Origin of the sequence: Polynucleobacter asymbioticus, assembly GCF_018687575.1 — a bacterium.
Classification (GTDB): domain Bacteria; phylum Pseudomonadota; class Gammaproteobacteria; order Burkholderiales; family Burkholderiaceae; genus Polynucleobacter; species Polynucleobacter asymbioticus_C.
In genome coordinates this window covers 975,919-995,091 of record NZ_CP061297.1, presented here as the reverse complement: position 1 = coordinate 995,091, position 19,173 = coordinate 975,919, and the positions used below count along the sequence as shown (strand labels likewise).

Genomic DNA, 19,173 nt, shown 5'->3' with positions numbered 1-19,173 from the left:
CTTTCATGAAAATTGCAGTCCTACCGGGCGATGGTATCGGCCCGGAAATCGTTGCTGAAGCCGTTAAGGTATTAAACGCGCTTGGCCCTAAATTTGACCTTGAGACAGCCCCCGTTGGTGGCGCTGCTTATGATGCAGCTGGTCATCCACTGCCGCCAGCAACTTTAGAGCTCGCTAAAAAAGCAGATGCTATTTTATTTGGCGCTGTTGGCGACTGGAAATATGACAGCTTGGCGCGTGAACTTCGTCCTGAGCAAGCTATCTTAGGATTGCGTAAGCATTTGGAATTGTTTGCTAATTTCAGGCCAGCCATCTGCTACGACGAACTCACCTCTGCTTCTAGTCTGAAGCCAGAAATTGTCAGCGGCCTTGATATCTTGATTATTCGCGAGCTCAATGGCGATATCTATTTTGGTCAGCCACGCGGTATTCGTACTTCTGAGCTCCCTTTATTTAAAGGTGCCCGTGAAGGCTACGACATGATGCATTACAGCGAGCCAGAGGTAGAGCGGATTGGACGCGTTGCCTTTGAAGCTGCGCGTAAGCGTGGCAAGAAGGTGTGTAGCGTTGACAAGGCAAATGTGCTGGAGACATCACAGCTTTGGCGTGATGTCATGATTCGCGTTGGCAAAGATTATCCAGATGTTGAGTTGTCACACATGTATGTTGATAACGCTGCAATGCAATTGGTCAAGGCGCCTAAAGCATTTGATGTTGTCGTGACTGGTAACTTGTTTGGCGACATTCTGTCCGATGAGGCTTCCATGTTGACGGGCTCTATTGGTATGTTGCCATCAGCATCATTAGATAAAAATAATAAAGGCCTTTATGAGCCAAGCCATGGCTCAGCTCCGGATATCGCCGGTAAGGGTATCGCCAATCCATTGGCAACGATTCTCTCTGCTGCGATGATGTTGCGCTACTCATTAGGTATGCCAGCTGAAGCGGATCGTATCGAGGCGGCAGTGCAAAAGGTCTTGTCACAAGGCTTGAGAACTGCCGATATCTACACCGAGGGTACGAAAAAAGTTTCCACCATTGAAATGGGAGATGCTGTAGTGGCAGCTCTTTCAAAATAACGCCTTACCTTAAATCAATATATTCAATAAATTATTCATCATGTCAAATACAAAAACACCATTAGTAGGCTTAGTTGGCTGGCGCGGTATGGTTGGTAGCGTTCTTATGGAGAGAATGCTTGCTGAAAAAGATTTTGATCTGATTGAGCCAGTATTTTTTAGCACTAGCCAGGCCGGTGGTGAAGTACCACTCTTGAATGGTCAAAAAGTGACTAAGAGCGAAAATACTTTGCTTAATGCGAATGACATCAAAGCACTTTCTCGTTGCGACATTATTTTGACTTGTCAGGGCGGTGATTACACCAATGAGATTTTTCCTCAGTTGCGTGCTGCTGGATGGCAAGGTCATTGGATTGATGCCGCTAGCGCTTTGCGTATGAAGGATGATGCGGTTTTGATTTTGGATCCAGTCAATCGCCCTGTAATAGATAAAGCATTGGCTGCCGGTGGAAAAAATTGGATTGGTAGTAACTGTACTGTTAGTTTGATGATGATGGCTATGGGTGGCTTGGTGAAGGCTGATATGGTTGAATGGATTAGCGCCATGACCTACCAGGCAGCTTCCGGTGCAGGCGCACAAAATATGCGTGAGTTATTGTTGCAAATGGGTGCATTACGCGACAGCGTAGCAACAGAATTAGCTGATCCATCTTCTTGGATTCTCGATATTGATCGCAAAATTACTGAGACTTTACGTTCACCGGATTTTCCGAAGAAAAACTTCCGCAATACACCTCTAGCAGGCAGCTTGATTCCTTGGATTGATGTTCCTGTAGAGAATGGTCAAACCAAAGAAGAGTGGAAGGGCGGCGCTGAATTTAATAAGATCTTAGGTCGTCCTGCATTTAGAACCTCCGGAAGCATTCCAATTGATGGCTTGTGCGTTCGTGTTGGCGCTATGCGTTGTCATTCACAAGGCTTAACCGTCAAACTGAAAAAAGATATCCCTTTAAAAGAGATTGAAGCTATTTTGGCTAACGATAACCAGTGGGTTAAGGTTATTCCGAATGATCGCGAGACTACTGAGCGTGAATTATCTCCAGCTGCAATTAGCGGCACTTTGACAGTGCCTATTGGTCGTCTCCATAAGATGGCGATGGGTCCTGAGTACCTCGGCGCCTTTACTGTTGGCGATCAACTCTTGTGGGGAGCTGCAGAACCATTGCGTCGCATGCTCCGCATCCTGCTTGAGCGCTAATGTCTAGATTTAGCCAAATTCAGATTGCAAAAGCGCTTTGCTTAGTTTGGCTAAGTTGGTCCTGTGCTGCGGGAGCTATTTCTCTTGGCTCTCCAAAACTGCTTTCTAGGCCTGGTGAGCCTCTCAAAGTTGAGTTCCCAGTTCGAGTTGGGGTAGATGAAAGTTCCGCTCTTTCAACACTGAATGTCGCCATTGCGAACAAGGCGACCTATGATCGCCTGGGAATATCTCAAAAGATACTCTCCCTGAACCCTCAGGCAATGATTTATCGAAATCAACAAGAGCAGTTGATGGTCTTGTTGGAGACGGTTGAGTCAGTACCCATTACGGACGATCCATTTTTAGATGTTTTAGTAACTCTCAATTGGTCTGCAGGAAGCTTGACCAAAACCTATACATTGCTACTAGGCGATGCGCAAAAGATTCTGGTGCGACCTGGTCAAACCTTATCCGAAATTGCAGCGCAACTAGCCCCTCAATTAGCGGGTGCCACTCTAGATCAAACCATGATGGCTCTATTTAAAGTCAATCCTGATGCATTTGCTAGTGGCAGCATTAATCGTCTTGAGGCTGGTGCTGAGTTGAATAAGCCCAATCAGGCTTTATTGCGTTCGATTAGTCCGGCAGAGGCGCAACAGTTTGTTGCGGAGTCAAATGCTCAGTGGCTAGCAGAGCGTGAGGCAAAGAGTGGGGCGCAGGGTTCCAGTCTTTCAAAGGATGCTATAGATGTTCCGCCCAAAGACAGACTCAAAATTGGATCAAGCACTGAAGGCAGCTCTGAAGAGCGGCGCTATACAGAAGACCTAGTTGCTCAAGAGAAGGCGCTTGAGCAGACGCGGGTTCGCATGGCTGAACTTGAGAAGAATATCGCTGATTTACAGCGCTTACTTGACCAGGCTAAGGGCAAATCAACGGAGTCAACAAAAACGGATAGTTCATTTGGTTTGGGTGGATTTGCACCGGCAATCCTTGCTTTGTTATTAATGGGCTTTACGGGTCTTCTGTTGTGGTTATTAGCCAAGAATGCCCGCCGTTCTGAGGTGCGCAATTTTTCAGCCGAAATACCTAAAGACGTCTCAAGCTCCAAAGAGCATCATTCACCTCATGGCGCAATGCCGGATCGTGCAAAAGCACTTTTTGCTGGAATCGATCTGGATTTAACTTCGGTGAAAAAAGCTACCCAGCCTGCAGTTGTTGAAGTTAATCCACTTGCTGATGCTCTTCGTGTGAAGCTCAATTTAGTTCGTGCCTATATCACCATAGAAGATTTTTCTGCTGCTAAGAAGTCACTTCAAGAAATTGTTCAGATTGGTGGATCGATAGACCCTGCAATTACTGTAGAGGCTCAGGCTCTATTGGCTGAGCTTACGCACAGAAATTCTTAAGCGTCATTATGCGCATCGCTCTAGGCCTTCAATACGATGGCAGCCCCTATTCTGGATGGCAGTCACAGGTAAATCAGAAGACTATTCAAGATGAATTAGAAAAAGCGATTTCTGCGTTCGTTGGAGTGGATGCGGTTAAATCAAATCCTATTCGTGTAATCACGGCTGGCAGAACGGATGCTGGTGTTCATGCCTTAGGCCAGGTAGTTCATTTTGATGTCGAAGTTGATAGGGATGACTGGTCCTGGGTCAGGGGGGTGAATACTTTCTTGCCCGAGTCGATTGTGGTCAATTGGGCTAAAGTTGTTCCTGATGAATTTAGCGCTCGCTATTCTGCTCATGAGAGAACCTATATCTACGCATTGCATGCTGGCCCATGTCGATCGCCCATGGCAGCTGATCGCGCTGGTTATGTGATGCTCCCAGCGGATCGCTGGTTTGATGTTGATGCCATGAGAGTGGCTTCACAATGTTTGATAGGCGAACATGACTTCAGCTCTTTTCGCTCATCAGAGTGCCAAAGTAAGACGCCAGTAAAGACGATGTATTCCATAGAGATTTTCTCGAGTGAACCTTGGTTGTATTTCAAGATTAAAGGGAATGCATTCTTGCACCACATGGTGCGCAATCTGGTCGGAAGCTTCATTCAAATCGGTGTTGGCAAACAAAAAGCCGAATGGATGGCAGAAGTGCTTGCTGCAAAGGACCGTAGTATTGCTGCTCCAACCTTTTCTCCTGCAGGGCTCTATTTGGCTAATATTGCCTATCCTGACGAGTTTCAGATTCCAAAACCCTGGCTTGCCAATTCCTGGCTACCAAGAGCTGTTTTCTCCTAAGCCAACCTTTATTTACTCAAAGCCTTATCATTTCCTATATGGGCTTACTTACTCAATCTCCTGGACATACTAGAGTCAAAATCTGCGGTCTCAAGACGCCTACAGATGTGGATGCTGCCGTGGCGGCTGGTGTAGATGCTGTTGGCTTTGTCTTCTATCCCCCCAGCCCAAGGTCGGTTACCCCCAATATTGCCGCAGCATTGATTTCCAGGCTCCCAGCAGGGGTGGATGCCGTTGGCTTAGTTGTAAACGCTACAGACGCCGAATTTGAGGCTATTAGGGCAGCAGCCTCGATTACCTTATGGCAGTTTCATGGGGATGAGTCCCCAGAAGAGTGTGAGCGCCTAGCTGCGGGGCAGCCTTGGATGAAGGCTGCACGTGTTGGGGCCGGCTTCGCGTTTGATGATTTTTCCCTACAATATAGGCAAGCAAACGCCTTCTTGCTGGATGCTCTCGTTGAGGGTTACGGTGGAGGGGGCGTTCCGTTTGATTGGTCAGGAATTCCTCTAGCATGGATAAGCGCAAACGCGCCTCAGGTCGTTTTGAGTGGTGGATTGAACGTTCACAACGTGGGCGAAGCCATTGCTCGTCTTCATCCTTGCGCAGTTGACGTCTCAAGCGGCGTTGAAATCAGCAAGGGTGTAAAAGATCATGCCTTGATGAAGCAGTTTATTGAGGCAGTGCGAGCCGCAGACGCAAGCACATGAACCTAATTATTTGCTGTAACTAATCAAAAGAGGTATTTATGTACGATAAGCCAGATGCACGAGGACACTTCGGTCCTTACGGTGGCGTATTTGTTTCTGAGACACTCATGTTCGCTTTGGATGAGCTCAAGGCTGCATATGCAAAGTATCAATATGATTCTGAGTTTTTAGAAGAGTTCCACTATGAGCTCAAGCATTTTGTAGGCCGTCCATCTCCGGTCTATCACGCTAAGCGTTGGAGTGAAATGCTAGGCGGTGCGCAGATCTATCTTAAGCGCGAAGATTTAAATCACACTGGCGCACACAAAATTAATAATGTGATTGGTCAGGCTATGCTGGCCAAGCGTATGGGTAAGCCGCGCATCATTGCTGAAACTGGAGCAGGGCAGCACGGCGTTGCAACTGCAACTATTTGTGCACGCTTTGGTTTGGACTGCACTGTATACCAAGGTTCTGTTGACGTTGCACGTCAAGCGCAAAACGTATTTCGCATGAAATTACTAGGCGCAAAAGTGGTACCCGTTGAGTCTGGAACCAAGACTCTGAAAGATGCTCTCAATGAGGCGATGCGAGATTGGGTGACGAATGTGGAAGATACCTTCTACATCATCGGCACTGTTGCTGGACCGCATCCGTATCCGATGATGGTTCGTGACTTTCAGAGCGTCATTGGTGAAGAGTGCAAAGTGCAGATGCCCGAAATGACTGGCCGTCAGCCTGACTACGTCATGGCTTGCGTTGGCGGTGGTTCTAATGCGATGGGTATCTTCTATCCCTATATTGATTTCCCGCAAGTGAAGTTAGTTGGTGTTGAGGCTGCTGGTCATGGTTTAAATAGCGGCCTTCACTCTGCAGCACTTTGCGTAGGTAAGCCAGGCGTATTGCACGGCAATCGTACTTATTTATTGCAAGATGAGAATGGTCAGATTTCTGAAACGCATTCTGTTTCTGCAGGTATGGATTACCCCGGCGTTGGGCCTGAGCATGCTTGGTTAAAAGATTCTGGTCGTGCTGACTATGTAGCAGTGACGGATGAAGAGGCACTTAAGGCTTTCCATGATTGCTGTCGTATTGAAGGCATCATTCCTGCTTTGGAGTCTTCACACGCCATTGCGTATGCATGCAAACTAGCACCTACACTTCCTAAAGACAAAACGATCTTGGTGAACTTATCTGGTCGTGGTGATAAAGACATGCATACCGTTGCCCAAGCAACTGGCTCCGAAGGTTAATTCGAAGTCATTTACGAATATATATAAAAATAATTATCACGAATTGCCATGTCAAAAATTACCGCACTATTTAACGAACTCAAAGCCTCTGGAAAAAAAGGACTCATTCCTTTTATTACTGCTGGCGACCCAGACCCAAAACTCACTGTTGAGTTAATGCATGCATTAGTTCGCGGCGGTGCGAATGTGATTGAGCTTGGTGTTCCTTTTTCTGATCCGATGGCCGATGGTCCCGTCATTCAGCGTTCTTCTGAAAGGGCTCTCACCCAAGGCGTTACTTTGCACGGCTGTTTAGATATGGTGAAAGAGTTTCGTAAGCTCGACCCTAACACCCCGGTGGTGTTGATGGGTTACGCCAACCCGGTAGAGCAAATGGGGGCAGAGCGATTTGCAAACGAGGCAAAGGCTGCTGGTGTCGATGGCGTTTTGATTGTGGATTACCCGCCAGAAGAGTGTGTTGATTTTGCTGCCAGCATGAAGGTGGCTGGTGTTGACCCCATTTTTCTATTGGCACCCACTTCATCACCAGAACGCATAAAGGATGCAGCCAAAATAGCTTCTGGTTATATATATTATGTGTCCATGCGAGGCGTAACAGGTGCGTCCCACCTCAATACCCAGGATGTGGCTAGCATTATTCCTAAGATTCGTGAGGCCACCTCTATTCCGATTGCAGTAGGTTTTGGCATTAATGATGCTGAAAGTGCCCGTGCAGTATCAAAAACGGCAGATGCAGTAGTCATTGGAAGCCGAATTATTCGACTTTTGGAGGATTCTGCCCCTGGCCAAGCGGTACAATCGCTTGAAACCTTCATACGTGAAATTCGCGTCGCTTTAGATAGTTAATGCACTGGATAGTTAAAAACTGATGAGCTGGATCGATAAATTACTACCCCCACAAATCCAACATACGGATCCTGCGAACCGCAAATCCGTACCTGAAGGACTCTGGGTTAAGTGCCCCAGCTGCGAAACCGTGTTGTACAGCACAGATATCGAAGCGAATTTATCGGTTTGTCCGAAATGCAGTCACCATATGCGTATTGGGGCCCGTCAGCGCCTCGATAGTCTTTTAGATCCCAAAGGGCGATATGAGATTGGTGCAGATATTTATCCAATTGATCCCCTCAAGTTTAAAGACTCCAAAAAGTATCCAGATCGACTTAAAGAGGCGACTGACGCCTCAGGTGAATCTGAGGCCTTGATTGTTCTTGGTGGGAAGATTGAAACTATTCCGGTTGTAGCTGCTTGCTTTGAATTTCAATATATGGGTGGCTCAATGGGTTCAGTCGTTGGCGAGCGTTTTGCTCGCGGCGTGCAAGAAGCTATTGCCAAGAAGTGTGCTTTTATCTGCATAACTGCTACTGGCGGTGCACGTATGCAAGAGAGTCTGCTCTCTTTATTCCAGATGGCTAAGACCAACTCAATGCTAACATTGCTGTCTAAAAAAGGTTTGCCTTACATCAGCGTCTTAACAGACCCAACCATGGGTGGTATTTCAGCGAGCTTCGCTTTCATGGGCGACGTAGTGATGGCGGAACCTAAAGCATTAATTGGTTTTGCAGGTCCGCGAGTGATTGAGCAAACTGTTCGTGAAAAATTACCAGAAGGCTTTCAGCGTTCTGAGTTCTTGTTGCAAAAAGGTGGCATTGACATGATTGTGGATCGTCGCCAAATGCGCGGTGAAATCGCACGTCTCTTGGCATTGCTTCAGCAGCTTCCCGAGCCTGCGATTGCGGGTAGCGCGGCTGTATAAGCGCTTGAGCACTGCACACCAACCCCCCATTTTATTTTCTAGCCTAACGGCTTGGCTTAGTCACCTCGAAACAGCTCACCCTGTCGGTATCGATATGGGTCTTGATCGTATCAATCGAGTGAAAGCCGCTCTGGGTCTGCATTTTGATTGCCCTGTTATTACTGTTGCTGGTACTAATGGCAAGGGTTCAACATGCGCCTATCTTGAAAGTATCCTATTGGCATCTGGCTATAAGGTTGGGTGCCATATGTCTCCCCATTTACTAGTTTTTAATGAGCGAGCTCGGGTCAATGGTGAGGAAGTAAAAGACGAGTTATTGCTAGAGCATTTTGCAGCTGTTGAGAAAGCGCGCGTCAGTTTGCTTGATGCACCGACCTTGACCTATTTTGAATTCACCACCTTGGCGATCATGCATTTATTTTCCAAGGCGAATTTAGATGCCGTGGTTCTCGAGGTTGGTATGGGTGGTCGATTAGATGCTGTGAATATTGTTGATGCAGATTGTGCAATCGTCACTAGCATTGATATTGATCATGCTGATTTCTTGGGTGGTACACGTGAGGCAATTGGTTTTGAAAAGGCGGGTATTTTCCGTGCAGGAGCCATTGCAGTCTGTGGCGATCCTGTGCCTCCCCAATCCTTAATCGATCATGCTGAAAAACTCGGATGTGATTTGTGGTTGCAGGGTCGTGATTACAACTTCCAAGGGGATAAGCAGCAATGGGGTTGGGCAGGGCGCAAAAAACGCTTTAGCGGTCTTGGTTATCCTGCTTTGCGAGGCGCCAATCAAATCCTCAATGCCTCTGCCGTGATTGCTGCCTTGATGGCCTTGCATCTCCGTCTACCGGTAAGCGCCCAAGATATCCGAAATGGATTTGCCCTAGTTGAATTGCCAGGACGTTTCCAGGTACTTCCGGGTCAGCCAACTGTAGTGCTTGATGTGGCCCATAATCCTCATGCCGCTGCCACCCTAGGGCAGGGGCTGGATAAGATGGGTTATCACCCCTATACCTATGCCATTTTTGGTGCAATGGCGGATAAGGATATTGCTGGCGTCATCAAACCCTTAATCAATAGCGTGGACTTTTGGTTCTGCACTGATTTACCAACGCCACGGGCTGCTAAAGCTTCAGCGCTATCAGATAAGCTGGTTGAATTAGGTGTAGCGCTAAAAAACGGGGAGGATGGCGGTATCGAGTGCTTCCCAGATCCTGCTGCAGCGTATCAAAAAGCGCTTTCTAAGGCAGGTGAGGGTGATAGAATTGTCATCTTCGGATCCTTCTATACCGTTGCCGGCGTATTGGCATATCGAAATAACCAGGCGCATTGATCCATGATTCGTTTACCGAAGCTTTTTAAGCGAAACCCTGAGACTGAAGACCTTGATCGAGGTTCGGTCAGGAGTCGTCGCACTGTTAATAAATTAGCTCCCCGCAGCTTTCAGCGTGCTCAAGAAAATGAAGAGCTTGCACTTACTGAAGATCCAGAGCAACAACGTGCTCGTCATCGACTCATTGGCGCAGCTGTTTTGGTATTGATTGCTGTTGTCGGTCTGCCCCGTATCTTGGATAACAAGCCTAAGTCTGTGAATAACGATATTGCGGTCAATATTGTCACTAGCCTGCCTGCACCTAATGCGGCAATGCCAGAGAGTGACGAAAAAGCTAAGCAGCCTACCGCTGTTGAAGTACCCGTTAAAGACAAAGAGACTACTCAGGCTAAAGAGGCGGTCGTAGCGCCAACTCCTGAACTAAAGCCAGAGGCTAAACCCACTGCTGCAGCTCCAAAAGTCAACTCGATAGGTCTTGCTGCTGGAGAAGAGGTGGTTACAACTCCAAACGCCAATGCCAAACCAAAAGTGGAAGAGCCTCCTAAAAAAGCTGGTGCTGGTAAGTACGTCATTCAGATTGGTGCTTTTGCATCTGAAGAGCGTGCTAAGGGTTGGATTTCCAAGATGAAGGATCAAAAGATCCCTAATTACGTACTCAACAAGACTGGCTCTGATGGCACAAAGCTCTATGTATTGAGGGCTGGACCATTCACCGATAAAGAAGCGGCTGAAGCTGCTGAGAAAAAAGTGAAAGCCATGGGCCTTTCTCCAAGACTGGTTGAGGTTGGAGCGCCCTAATGGAGTATTTATCCACCCTGAAATTAACACCGGTGGATTATTTCACCCTAGTAGTGCTATTGGTCTCTGCATTAGTAGGGATCTCTCGTGGCTTATTTAAAGAAGTCTTGGCGCTTGCCTCTTGGTTTATTGCTGCCTGGGTTGCTTATCACTACACCAGCTATCTTTCTGTTGAGTGGTTATCCACTTTTCATATGGATGAACTTCTGAGTTTGGGTGTGAGCTTCCTCATCTTATTCATTCTGACTTTGATTATCTGTGGTTTGGTTGGTAATTTAATTCAAAAAATTATTTTGTCTGTTGGCTTGAGTATGACGGACCGTTTTCTTGGTCTTGTGTTCGGCTTAGCCCGTGGCGGTGTTGTCATAGTGGTGTTAGCTACATTAGCCGCCCTGACTCCGATACCCCAAAGCGTAGCTTGGCAAAAAGCAATTACTCGACCAGCCATTGATATGGCAACTAGTTTAATTAAAGGCTGGTTACCAGCCGATTGGGCAAAACATTTAGGTGATGCAATGCCGAAAATTACACCCACCATTACACCTTCATTAACAATAGGGATCTAGGCTTATGTGCGGCGTCGTCGGAACAGTTTCCCACTCCCCAGTTAATCAGCTGATTTATGACGCATTGTTGCTTTTGCAACATCGCGGTCAAGATGCTGCCGGCATGGCTACGATGAATGGCAACTCATTCACGATGCATAAAGCGAACGGACTAGTACGGGATGTATTTAGAACGCGCAATATGCGTAGTCTGGTAGGTAGCGCTGGCATCGGTCAGGTTCGATACCCGACTGCAGGCTCTGCCAGCAGCGAAGAGGAGGCGCAACCGTTTTACGTCAGCGCTCCTTATGGAATTATCTTGGCTCATAACGGCAACCTTACCAATGCGGCAAGCCTGCGCGTAGAGATGGCTTATCGTGACCGTCGTCACATCAATACCAGTTCAGATACAGAAGTGTTGTTAAATGTCTTGGCGGATGAACTACAAAAAGAAACAAACAGCGCTGCCTTGGATGAAAGCGCGATGTTTAACGCGGTTACTCAAGTCACCAAGCGCGTCAAAGGTTCATATGCTGTTGTTTCTTTAATCGCTGGCTATGGATTGCTAGCGTTCCGCGATCCATTTGGTATTCGTCCTTTATGTATTGGCCGTATTGACACGCCAAAAGGCCCTGAGTGGATGATTGCATCCGAGTCCGTTGCATTGGATGGCCTTGGTTTTACTTTTGTACGTGACGTCAATCCGGGTGAAGCAATCTATATTGATTTGGATGGTAACTTCTCATCACGTCAATGTGTGGCTGATGCAGTTCTGACCCCCTGTATTTTTGAATACGTTTACATGGCTCGCCCAGACTCCACAATTGATGGCGTTACTGTTTACAACGTACGTATGCGCATGGGTGACTATCTTGCAGAGAAGATCCGCAAAGAAACAATTCCAGGTGAAATTGATGTTGTGATGCCGATTCCAGACTCAAGTCGTCCGGCGGCAATGCAGGTAGCTAAGCGCCTGGGTGTGGATTATCGAGAAGGCTTCTTTAAAAATCGCTATATCGGTCGCACCTTCATCATGCCGGGTCAGGCCGTCCGCAAGAAATCTGTTCGCCAGAAACTCAATGCCATGCGCATTGAGTTCAAAGATAAGACGGTATTGATCGTGGATGATTCCATTGTTCGCGGCACTACCTCATTTGAGATTGTCCAAATGGCTCGCGAGTCTGGTGCGAAGAAGGTGATCTTTGCATCTGCTGCGCCTCCGGTTCGCTTTCCGAACGTCTATGGCATTGATATGCCAACGCGTAGTGAGTTAGTTGCCTATGGTCGGACAGATGAAGAGATTAATAAGATGATTGGTGCAGACCAGTTGATTTACCAAAGTGTGGAAGATATGAAACAAGCGGTGAAGGATATCAACCCCAATATCCAGCATTTTGAAGCCTCTTGTTTCGATGGCCACTACATTACCGGTGATATCAATGAATCCTATTTGGATGCCTTGGAAGCTGCTCGAAATACCTCCGAGGCTAAGGCTGATCGTCAGCGCGACTCCAGTGACTTTGCCCGCTCCCAGCTACACCTGCACTTGGCTACCGAAGACTAAAAACAACGCTCGAATTCCTCAGGCGCTTCTGTCTGAGGCAATTCTGCAATTCGGTGTCAAAATAGCGGTATGAAGAGCAAAATTACCCGCAAAAAACCTGATTTCTCAAAGCTTGCGCTTGAAACCCTTGCGGTTCGCGCCGGCACTCGCCGTACAGCTGAATATCAAGAGCACTCAGAGGCAATGTTCCTGACTTCTAGCTTTTGCTTCGATAGCGCTGAATTGGCTGCCGACGGTTTTGCTCATGCAGATCAGGGCTTCATTTATTCCCGCTTTACTAATCCTACCGTCAGCATGTTCCAAGATCGATTGGCTGCACTAGAGGGTGGTGAGGCTTGCATTGCGACTTCTTCCGGAATGGCAGCAATTTTGACCATGGCAATGTCCCATCTCCAGGCAGGCGACCATGTGGTTTGCTCTCGCTCTGTTTTTGGCGCAACCATCCAATTATTCAGCAATATTTTGGGACGCTTTGGCATCACAACCACTTACGTGGATTTATCGGATACCAAGGCCTGGCAAAATGCCGTCCAAGAAAATACCAAGATGTTTTATTTGGAGACACCTTCAAATCCATTAACTGAGATTGCTGACATCAAGGCTATCTCCAAAATTGCCAAGAAGGCTAAAGCTCTCTTTGCTGTGGATAACTGCTTTTGCACACCAGCATTACAAAGACCGCTAGCACTGGGTGCTGATGTAGTAATTCATTCTGCTACTAAATATCTAGATGGCCAGGGCCGTGTAGTGGGTGGCGCTATTGTCGGTAGCAATGATTTCATTATGGGCAAAGTGTTTCCGTATGTGCGGACTGCTGGCCCAACACTCTCCGCATTTAATGCCTGGGTATTCTTAAAGGGTTTAGAGACTCTTGAGTTGCGCATGAAGCAGCAAAGCCAGAATGCTTTAGAAATTGCTCAGTGGTTGGAGAAGCAGCCAGGGGTAGAGCGTGTTTACCATCCTGGGCTGAAGTCACATCCTCAGCATGCGCTGGCCAAGCGTCAGCAAAAAGCAGGTGGCGCCATTTTGTCTTTCACCCTAAAGGGTGGCAAGAAGGCTGCATTTAAACTCATTAATCAAACCAAGCTTTGCTCTATCACTGCAAACTTGGGCGATACCCGCACAACCATTACCCATCCTGCAACAACGACCCATTGCCGCGTCAGTCCAGAAGCTCGTAAAGCAGCTGGTATTACGGATGGTCTAGTTCGTATTGCGGTTGGTCTGGAAAACGTGGTCGACTTAAAGAATGACCTCATTGGTGGATTGAAGAAGTAAAGAGTGAATACTCCTAAGGCCTGATATCAATGAGTTTTGCAGATGCCACCCAGTTCTGGAATGAACGTTTTAATAAAGAAGAATTCATCTTCGGCAAAGAGCCAAATGAATATCTGGTTGGTCAAGCATCTCAATATCTAAATCCTCAATCTTCAGTTCTTTGTATTGCTGATGGTGAAGGGCGTAATGGCGTTTGGCTTGCTAAGCAGGGCATGAGTGTCACAGGCTTTGACGTTTCTGATATTGCTCTCGCCAAAGCTCAGCAGTTTGCTGCTGATAGCAAAGTCAGTATTCAATACAGTCTTTGCGATACCGATGGCTTTGATTGGCAACCCAATACTTACGATGCAATCGTAGGAATTTTTATTCAGTTTGCTGACCCTGAGATGCGTTCCAGAATTTTCCAGCAAGTTCATCAAAGTCTAAAACCAGGCGGCCTATTTATTCTTCAGGGCTATACACCCAAACAATTGGAATATAAAACAGGCGGACCATCGCTGATTGAGCATCTATATACCGAAGAAATGATTCGTGACCTCAGCCGTGATTTTGAAATCCTAGATCTTCAGTGCTACGAAAAAGAGTTATCTGAAGGCGCAAGACATGCCGGCATGTCTGCTTTGCTCGGCATGGTGGCAAAAAAACGAGTCAACTAATTGGCGGGCTTAAAAAGCTGCCGTAGTAACTTTTTTATAAGACCTCAGAGTATTAATTTTCTATAAAACGCCGTGGATCATTGATAGGTCGTAAGGGCATGATGTGGATCTGATTTCCGTCCAGCTCAAGGTGCATTAAAGACCCGACCTGCATTCCCAAGCGCTTGACTTCAGCCGATGAAGCCTCCCATTCAACAGTTTTTTCACTGTCTTGAATTCTCAGCTGGATGACTGCTATTTGACCCAGGCTACTGATCTTTTCAACCGCAGCGGGTACGGTTCCGCTATTCGGGTTGTTATGAACACTTAAGCCACTTTGAGGGATAACCCAAGCCACACTTGCCTTTGGTGGAATCTTCCCCTTATCGGCAACGTTAAAGATCTTTTCGCATCCATCCCAGCTTAAGTTGCCAGAGTCGAACATGCCATGGAACATATTGCTGATGCCAACCAATTCGGCAACACGAGAATTTCGTGGCTTTTGAAAAAGCACTTGCGGTGCCGCAGTCTGTAAGCTTATTCCTTGATCAATGACGGTAATGCGGTCCGCTAACAAATCAGCCTCACGCAAATCATGCGTCACCAACAGCATAGGAATATTGAGATCCATACGTAACTCTGCCAAAGTTTTGTACAGACCCTGACGTGTTGGCGCATCTATTGCAGAAAATGGTTCATCCAGCAGCAAAACTTTAGGTTGTCTAGCCAAAGCTCTCGCTAGCGCAACACGTTGCTGCTGTCCGCCGGAGAGTTGATGAGGCATGCGCCCTGAGAGATTGGCTATACCCATACGATCTAGCAATTCCATGCTGATGCTCTTGCGTTGTGATTTGCTAAGGCCGGAATTTTGCAAAGGAATTACAACATTATCTAGGGTGCTAAGATGTGGAAAAAGTGCGTATTGCTGAAATAAGAAGCCACATGAGCGTTCTGCAGGCGATAGCTGACCGACTCTGTTGCCAACGCTATCAGTCTCCAGCCAGACCTCACCATTACATTCAATTTTTCCACTGACTGTTTTATTGAGGCCGGCAATGGATCTAAGGACTGTAGTTTTGCCGCTTCCAGAAGGGCCAACTAAAGCATGTAGTTGGCCTGATGCGCATTCCAAACTAATCTGCAGTGGGCTAGGGGTGATTTGGCTAATTTTGACCTTTAACATCAATTCAACCCTCTGCGCCGATTGGAGTTACCACCAAATATCCCGTAAGACAGCGCGATGCATACAAGTGATGTCCCTAAGAGTACCAGCGCTATAGCGCCTGCACCGGTGGTATCAAAGCTCTGAACCTTGTCATAAATTGCAATGGACGCTGTTTTTGTCTCTCCAGGTATAGCTCCGCCAACCATGAGAACCACTCCGAATTCACCAAGGGTGTGAGCGAAGGTGAGGGCGGCAGCACCCGTAATGCCACGCCAGGACAGCGGTAGCTCAATCAAGCGAAAGATTTGCCATTTACTGAGGCCACTCACTTGAGCAGCTTCTCTAATTTCAGGGTTGATAGCCTCAAATGCCCTCAAGATGGGCTGAACAGCGAAGGGGATATTAACTATTAATGATGCAAACAGAATGCCCGTGAATGAAAAGACTAGAGGGATGCCGAAAATACTGGTGTTGCCAAATGAAACTAGAAAGTAATAGCCCAATACTGTAGGGGGAAGCACCAAGGGAAGGGCTAGGGCTGCCTCAATCCAGGGGCGGCTCCTATTAAGGGTTACGAGTTTATGGGCAACCCACACGCCAAATGGCAGCATCAGCGCCATAGTCCAAAAAGCGAGTTTTAAGGACAGCAGAATTGCATCAATATCCATTTTTTGATTGTATTGCTTTGCGGACTAGGGTATCCCACTATATAAGTCTAGGGGGCTTGGGTGTCCAATATATGCACGTATACGCATATATTGTTAGAGCAATGAATAGCAAAGCTAAAGTCAGCAAAGCAACTAAAGATCTTTCTCCCAAAGACATGGAGAAGGTCTTCACGCGCGTTGCTGATTATTTCAATGTACTTTCAGAGCCATCGCGTTTGCGCATCATGTATACCGTATGCAGCGGTGAAAAGTCTGTTTCTGAGGTTGTTGAGTTGTGCGGCTCCAGTCAAGCAAATGTTTCGCGTCACCTCACAGCACTCCATAAAGCCGGTATTTTGCTTAGACGCAAAGAAGGCACAACTGTTTTTTACTCAATCGCAGACAACGCCACTGTAGAAATGTGTCAAACAGTGTGCGCCAAAATTGCTGAGAGTTTGCATTAATTTTTAAAGTATCTATTCATCAAAGTAGAGATCACATGACCAAAAAACAATTAGAGATTAGTGCGCAGGATATTAGTGCTATCGAAAAGCCAGCTAATCGAGCTCGTCTGGTGAAGGCACCAGAGCACTTTATTTCTCAAGAACTTATTGCCGACATCAATGCCAATGGCTTGGATGAAAACCGTCGTGGTTTCTTGCGTAAGGGCTTTATGTCTGCATTGGGTGGTGCGGCAGCAGGTCTAACTGCCCCCCTAGCGATGGCTGCAGGCGAGGGCGATCCAGCTATTTTAGAAAAACAAGAATGGCAAACAACTCTTGGTAAGAATGTAGCGACCATGCCTTATGGCGTGCCATCTATTTATGAGTCCAATCTGATTCGTCGAGAATCCCCAGGTTTAACTCGTGTGTCTGCCGCTTCGGTTGCTTTCACACCATTGCAGGGTTTATTTGGAACAATTACTCCAAACGGCTTGCACTTTGAGCGCCACCATCAAGGCTGGTACAACCTCAACCCAGAAACCCATCGCCTGATGGTGAATGGCTTAGTGAAGAACCCGCGTGTTTTCACAATGAACGATTTGATGAGATTGCCATCGGTTTCTCGTACGCACTTTATTGAGTGTGGTGCAAACACTGGACTGGAGTGGGGTAACGTTGCCGTTCCAACAGTTCAATATACCCACGGCATGCTTTCTTGCTGTGAGTTCACCGGCGTTCCTTTAAAGGTATTACTTGAAGAGTGCGGTGCTGACCTCAAAAAGGGTAAGTTCATGCTGGCTGAGGGCGGTGATGGCTCAGGCATGACTCGTACCATCAACCTGGAAAGCTGTCTAAACGACACGATTGTTGCTTGGGCAATGAACGGAGAAATGTTACGACCTGAAAACGGCTTCCCATTGCGCCTGGTGGTGCCTGGTGTTCAGGGCGTTAGTTGGGTTAAATGGTTGCGCCGTCTTGAGGTAGGTGATATGCCTTGGAACTCTAAAGACGAAGCAGTTCACTACATTGAACTCATGCCAAACGGAATGCATCGTCAGTACGCATCGATTCAAGAATGCAAATCGGTCATCACAACTCCATCAGGCGGTCAGCAATTGCTGGATAAGGGTTTCTATAACGTCAGCGGAATGGCGTGGTCTGGACGTGGAAAAATTACCCGTGTAGATGTTTCATTTGACGGCGGCAATAATTGGCGAACAGCTCGTTTAGAGACGCCGATTCTCACTAAATCAATTACTCGCTTCAACATTGATTGGGTTTGGGATGGATCGCCTGCGATTCTTCAATCGCGTGCATTCGATGACACTGGCTACATTCAGCCGAGCATTAAAAAGTTACGTGATGTACGTGGTACTCGTTCGATTTATCACAACAATGCAATCCAATCATGGAAATTGGATTCAAACGGCGAGGTGAGCAATGTTCAAGTTGGATAAATTTAGTATTGGCCTAGGCTTTGCGGCGCTCATCGCAATTACTGCGCAACAAGCGTTAGCGCAGTCTGGTTCAGCCAAATTCCCCGGCATTGGTAGAACAGCTACTCCTGCAGAAGTCGCTGCCTGGGATATTGATGTTCGTCCTGACTTCAAAGGTTTACCAAAAGGATCGGGCTCTGTAGAAAAGGGTCAGGTTATTTGGGAGGCCAAGTGCGCAAGTTGCCATGGCACCTTTGGTGAGTCCAATGAAATCTTTACGCCGATTGCTGGCGGCACTACGAAGGATGATGTGAAGACAGGTCGTGTTGCTTCATTAAACGATATGAAGCAACCGCAACGAACAACCTTAATGAAGGTTCCAACTGTTTCAACTTTATGGGATTACATTTATCGTGCGATGCCATGGAATGCGCCTAGATCATTAACGCCGGATGATACTTATGCATTGGTGGCATTTATTCTGAGTTTGGGTGAGATCGTGCCCGATGATTTTGTGCTGAGCGATAAAAATATTGCGGAAGTCAAAATGCCAAACCGAAACGGTATGACGACTAAGCATGGTTTTTGGAATGTAAGTGGCAAGCCCGATGTGAACGGTAATGCCTGTATGCATAACTGTGTGCCATTTGTCCAAATCGGCTCCACATTGCCGGATTTTGCTAGAAATGCACATGAGAATATTGCTGAGCAAAACCGTATGTACGGCCCATATCGTGGCGCAGATACTACTAAGCCTCCTATTAAGGAGTTACCAGGTGCATCAGGGGCTGGTTTAGCGCATGCTGCAGATACCCATTCTTCTGCAGCAAAAGGGCCGGCAACGCTCTTTAAGAATGAGAACTGCTCAGCCTGTCATGCTCCCAATGCCAAGTTAGTCGGGCCATCCATTGCTGATGTTGCTAAGAAGTATGATGGCCAGAGTGGGGCTCTGGAGAAGTTGATGGCCAAGGTTAAATCAGGTGGCGCGGGCGTTTGGGGCTCCATTCCAATGCCGCCCCAGGCCCAGCTTTCTGATGAAGACCGCAAGGCTTTGGTGGTCTGGATGCTTTCTGGTGGTAAATAAATAGCTAATTAGGTAGTAATCACAGTGTTTTAATGCAAAATAAGCAATAAATTGA

Annotated in this window: 19 protein-coding genes; 17 read left to right on the top strand and 2 right to left on the bottom strand. The window is 47.1% G+C overall.

Going from position 1 to position 19,173, the window contains the following annotated elements; genetic code table 11:
- The first annotated feature begins 5 nt into the window (after positions 1-5).
- The 14 genes from leuB to AOC19_RS04860 all read left to right on the top strand — a co-directional run bounded on the left by leuB (position 6) and on the right by AOC19_RS04860 (position 14,364).
- Positions 6-1,079: a 3-isopropylmalate dehydrogenase gene (gene leuB / locus AOC19_RS04925; RefSeq protein ID WP_215374264.1), complete on the top strand. Its 1,074-nt coding sequence runs from the start codon at positions 6-8 to the stop codon at positions 1,077-1,079.
- Positions 1,080-1,119: 40 nt separating this feature from the next.
- On the top strand, positions 1,120-2,277 hold the full coding sequence (asd, locus tag AOC19_RS04920; protein WP_215374261.1) for an aspartate-semialdehyde dehydrogenase: 1,158 nt from the start codon (positions 1,120-1,122) through the stop codon (positions 2,275-2,277).
- Entirely contained in the window at positions 2,277-3,662 is a 1,386-nt protein-coding gene (locus AOC19_RS04915; protein WP_215374258.1) for a FimV/HubP family polar landmark protein, read from the top strand. Before asd ends, AOC19_RS04915 begins: the two co-directional genes overlap by 1 nt.
- A gap of 5 nt (positions 3,663-3,667) precedes the next feature.
- Positions 3,668-4,498 carry a tRNA pseudouridine(38-40) synthase TruA gene (gene truA, locus AOC19_RS04910; RefSeq protein WP_215378132.1) on the top strand — a complete coding sequence of 277 codons (831 nt, stop codon included), beginning with the start codon at positions 3,668-3,670 and terminating at the stop codon, positions 4,496-4,498.
- Positions 4,499-4,536: 38 nt separating this feature from the next.
- Positions 4,537-5,205 (top strand): phosphoribosylanthranilate isomerase, encoded by a 669-nt coding sequence (locus AOC19_RS04905; protein WP_215374255.1) that lies wholly within the window; start codon positions 4,537-4,539, stop codon positions 5,203-5,205.
- 38 nt (positions 5,206-5,243) lie between these two features.
- Positions 5,244-6,437 carry a tryptophan synthase subunit beta gene (gene trpB / locus AOC19_RS04900; RefSeq protein ID WP_215374216.1) on the top strand — a complete coding sequence of 398 codons (1,194 nt, stop codon included), beginning with the start codon at positions 5,244-5,246 and terminating at the stop codon, positions 6,435-6,437.
- A 48-nt stretch (positions 6,438-6,485) separates the two neighbouring features.
- Entirely contained in the window at positions 6,486-7,283 is a 798-nt protein-coding gene (gene trpA / locus AOC19_RS04895; protein WP_215374213.1) for a tryptophan synthase subunit alpha, read from the top strand.
- A gap of 22 nt (positions 7,284-7,305) precedes the next feature.
- Complete coding sequence (gene accD / locus AOC19_RS04890) at positions 7,306-8,193, top strand: acetyl-CoA carboxylase, carboxyltransferase subunit beta (RefSeq protein WP_215374211.1); 888 nt, start codon at positions 7,306-7,308, stop codon at positions 8,191-8,193.
- A 4-nt stretch (positions 8,194-8,197) separates the two neighbouring features.
- Complete coding sequence (gene folC / locus AOC19_RS04885) at positions 8,198-9,523, top strand: bifunctional tetrahydrofolate synthase/dihydrofolate synthase (protein WP_215374209.1); 1,326 nt, start codon at positions 8,198-8,200, stop codon at positions 9,521-9,523.
- Positions 9,524-9,526: 3 nt separating this feature from the next.
- Positions 9,527-10,321, top strand: coding sequence for an SPOR domain-containing protein (locus AOC19_RS04880; RefSeq protein WP_215374206.1), 795 nt, complete (start codon positions 9,527-9,529; stop codon positions 10,319-10,321).
- Complete coding sequence (locus AOC19_RS04875) at positions 10,321-10,887, top strand: CvpA family protein (RefSeq protein ID WP_215374204.1); 567 nt, start codon at positions 10,321-10,323, stop codon at positions 10,885-10,887. The genes AOC19_RS04880 and AOC19_RS04875 overlap by 1 nt, the downstream gene beginning before the upstream one ends.
- Positions 10,888-10,891: 4 nt before the next feature.
- The gene (gene purF, locus AOC19_RS04870; protein WP_215374201.1) at positions 10,892-12,430 is read left to right on the top strand and encodes an amidophosphoribosyltransferase; all 1,539 of its coding nucleotides are present in this window, start codon (positions 10,892-10,894) and stop codon (positions 12,428-12,430) included.
- Between the two features lie 69 nt (positions 12,431-12,499).
- The gene (locus AOC19_RS04865) at positions 12,500-13,708 is read left to right on the top strand and encodes an O-succinylhomoserine sulfhydrylase (protein ID WP_215374198.1); all 1,209 of its coding nucleotides are present in this window, start codon (positions 12,500-12,502) and stop codon (positions 13,706-13,708) included.
- Between the two features lie 29 nt (positions 13,709-13,737).
- Positions 13,738-14,364, top strand: coding sequence for a class I SAM-dependent methyltransferase (locus tag AOC19_RS04860; RefSeq protein ID WP_215374196.1), 627 nt, complete (start codon positions 13,738-13,740; stop codon positions 14,362-14,364).
- Between the two features lie 52 nt (positions 14,365-14,416).
- Here AOC19_RS04860 and AOC19_RS04855 read toward each other — a convergent pair whose 3' ends face one another.
- Both AOC19_RS04855 and modB read right to left on the bottom strand, forming a co-directional pair.
- The gene (locus tag AOC19_RS04855) at positions 14,417-15,526 is read right to left on the bottom strand and encodes an ABC transporter ATP-binding protein (RefSeq protein WP_215374193.1); all 1,110 of its coding nucleotides are present in this window, start codon (positions 15,524-15,526) and stop codon (positions 14,417-14,419) included.
- Complete coding sequence (gene modB / locus AOC19_RS04850) at positions 15,526-16,176, bottom strand: molybdate ABC transporter permease subunit (RefSeq protein ID WP_215374190.1); 651 nt, start codon at positions 16,174-16,176, stop codon at positions 15,526-15,528. Before modB ends, AOC19_RS04855 begins: the two co-directional genes overlap by 1 nt.
- Positions 16,177-16,277: 101 nt before the next feature.
- Between modB and AOC19_RS04845 the strand changes: the two genes are divergently transcribed.
- From AOC19_RS04845 to AOC19_RS04835, 3 genes are all read left to right on the top strand, one after another.
- On the top strand, positions 16,278-16,619 hold the full coding sequence (locus tag AOC19_RS04845) for an ArsR/SmtB family transcription factor (RefSeq protein WP_215374187.1): 342 nt from the start codon (positions 16,278-16,280) through the stop codon (positions 16,617-16,619).
- Positions 16,620-16,699: 80 nt separating this feature from the next.
- Entirely contained in the window at positions 16,700-18,055 is a 1,356-nt protein-coding gene (gene soxC / locus AOC19_RS04840; RefSeq protein WP_435367689.1) for a sulfite dehydrogenase, read from the top strand.
- Positions 18,039-19,118, top strand: coding sequence for a c-type cytochrome (locus AOC19_RS04835; protein ID WP_215374181.1), 1,080 nt, complete (start codon positions 18,039-18,041; stop codon positions 19,116-19,118). Before soxC ends, AOC19_RS04835 begins: the two co-directional genes overlap by 17 nt.
- The last annotated feature ends 55 nt before the right edge of the window (positions 19,119-19,173 follow it).

Excerpts from the sequence above, each read along its gene's own strand:
- leuB (WP_215374264.1), top strand. The coding sequence starts at position 6 with ATGAAAATTGCAGTCCTACCGGGCGATGGTATCGGCCCGGAAATCGTT.
- asd (WP_215374261.1), top strand. The coding sequence starts at position 1,120 with ATGTCAAATACAAAAACACCATTAGTAGGCTTAGTTGGCTGGCGCGGT.
- AOC19_RS04915 (WP_215374258.1), top strand. The coding sequence starts at position 2,277 with ATGTCTAGATTTAGCCAAATTCAGATTGCAAAAGCGCTTTGCTTAGTT.
- AOC19_RS04905 (WP_215374255.1), top strand. The coding sequence starts at position 4,537 with ATGGGCTTACTTACTCAATCTCCTGGACATACTAGAGTCAAAATCTGC.
- trpB (WP_215374216.1), top strand. The coding sequence starts at position 5,244 with ATGTACGATAAGCCAGATGCACGAGGACACTTCGGTCCTTACGGTGGC.
- trpA (WP_215374213.1), top strand. The coding sequence starts at position 6,486 with ATGTCAAAAATTACCGCACTATTTAACGAACTCAAAGCCTCTGGAAAA.
- accD (WP_215374211.1), top strand. The coding sequence starts at position 7,306 with ATGAGCTGGATCGATAAATTACTACCCCCACAAATCCAACATACGGAT.
- AOC19_RS04880 (WP_215374206.1), top strand. The coding sequence starts at position 9,527 with ATGATTCGTTTACCGAAGCTTTTTAAGCGAAACCCTGAGACTGAAGAC.
- AOC19_RS04875 (WP_215374204.1), top strand. The coding sequence starts at position 10,321 with ATGGAGTATTTATCCACCCTGAAATTAACACCGGTGGATTATTTCACC.
- purF (WP_215374201.1), top strand. The coding sequence starts at position 10,892 with ATGTGCGGCGTCGTCGGAACAGTTTCCCACTCCCCAGTTAATCAGCTG.
- AOC19_RS04865 (WP_215374198.1), top strand. The coding sequence starts at position 12,500 with ATGAAGAGCAAAATTACCCGCAAAAAACCTGATTTCTCAAAGCTTGCG.
- AOC19_RS04860 (WP_215374196.1), top strand. The coding sequence starts at position 13,738 with ATGAGTTTTGCAGATGCCACCCAGTTCTGGAATGAACGTTTTAATAAA.
- AOC19_RS04855 (WP_215374193.1), bottom strand. The coding sequence starts at position 15,526 with ATGTTAAAGGTCAAAATTAGCCAAATCACCCCTAGCCCACTGCAGATT.
- modB (WP_215374190.1), bottom strand. The coding sequence starts at position 16,176 with ATGGATATTGATGCAATTCTGCTGTCCTTAAAACTCGCTTTTTGGACT.
- AOC19_RS04845 (WP_215374187.1), top strand. The coding sequence starts at position 16,278 with ATGAATAGCAAAGCTAAAGTCAGCAAAGCAACTAAAGATCTTTCTCCC.
- AOC19_RS04835 (WP_215374181.1), top strand. The coding sequence starts at position 18,039 with ATGTTCAAGTTGGATAAATTTAGTATTGGCCTAGGCTTTGCGGCGCTC.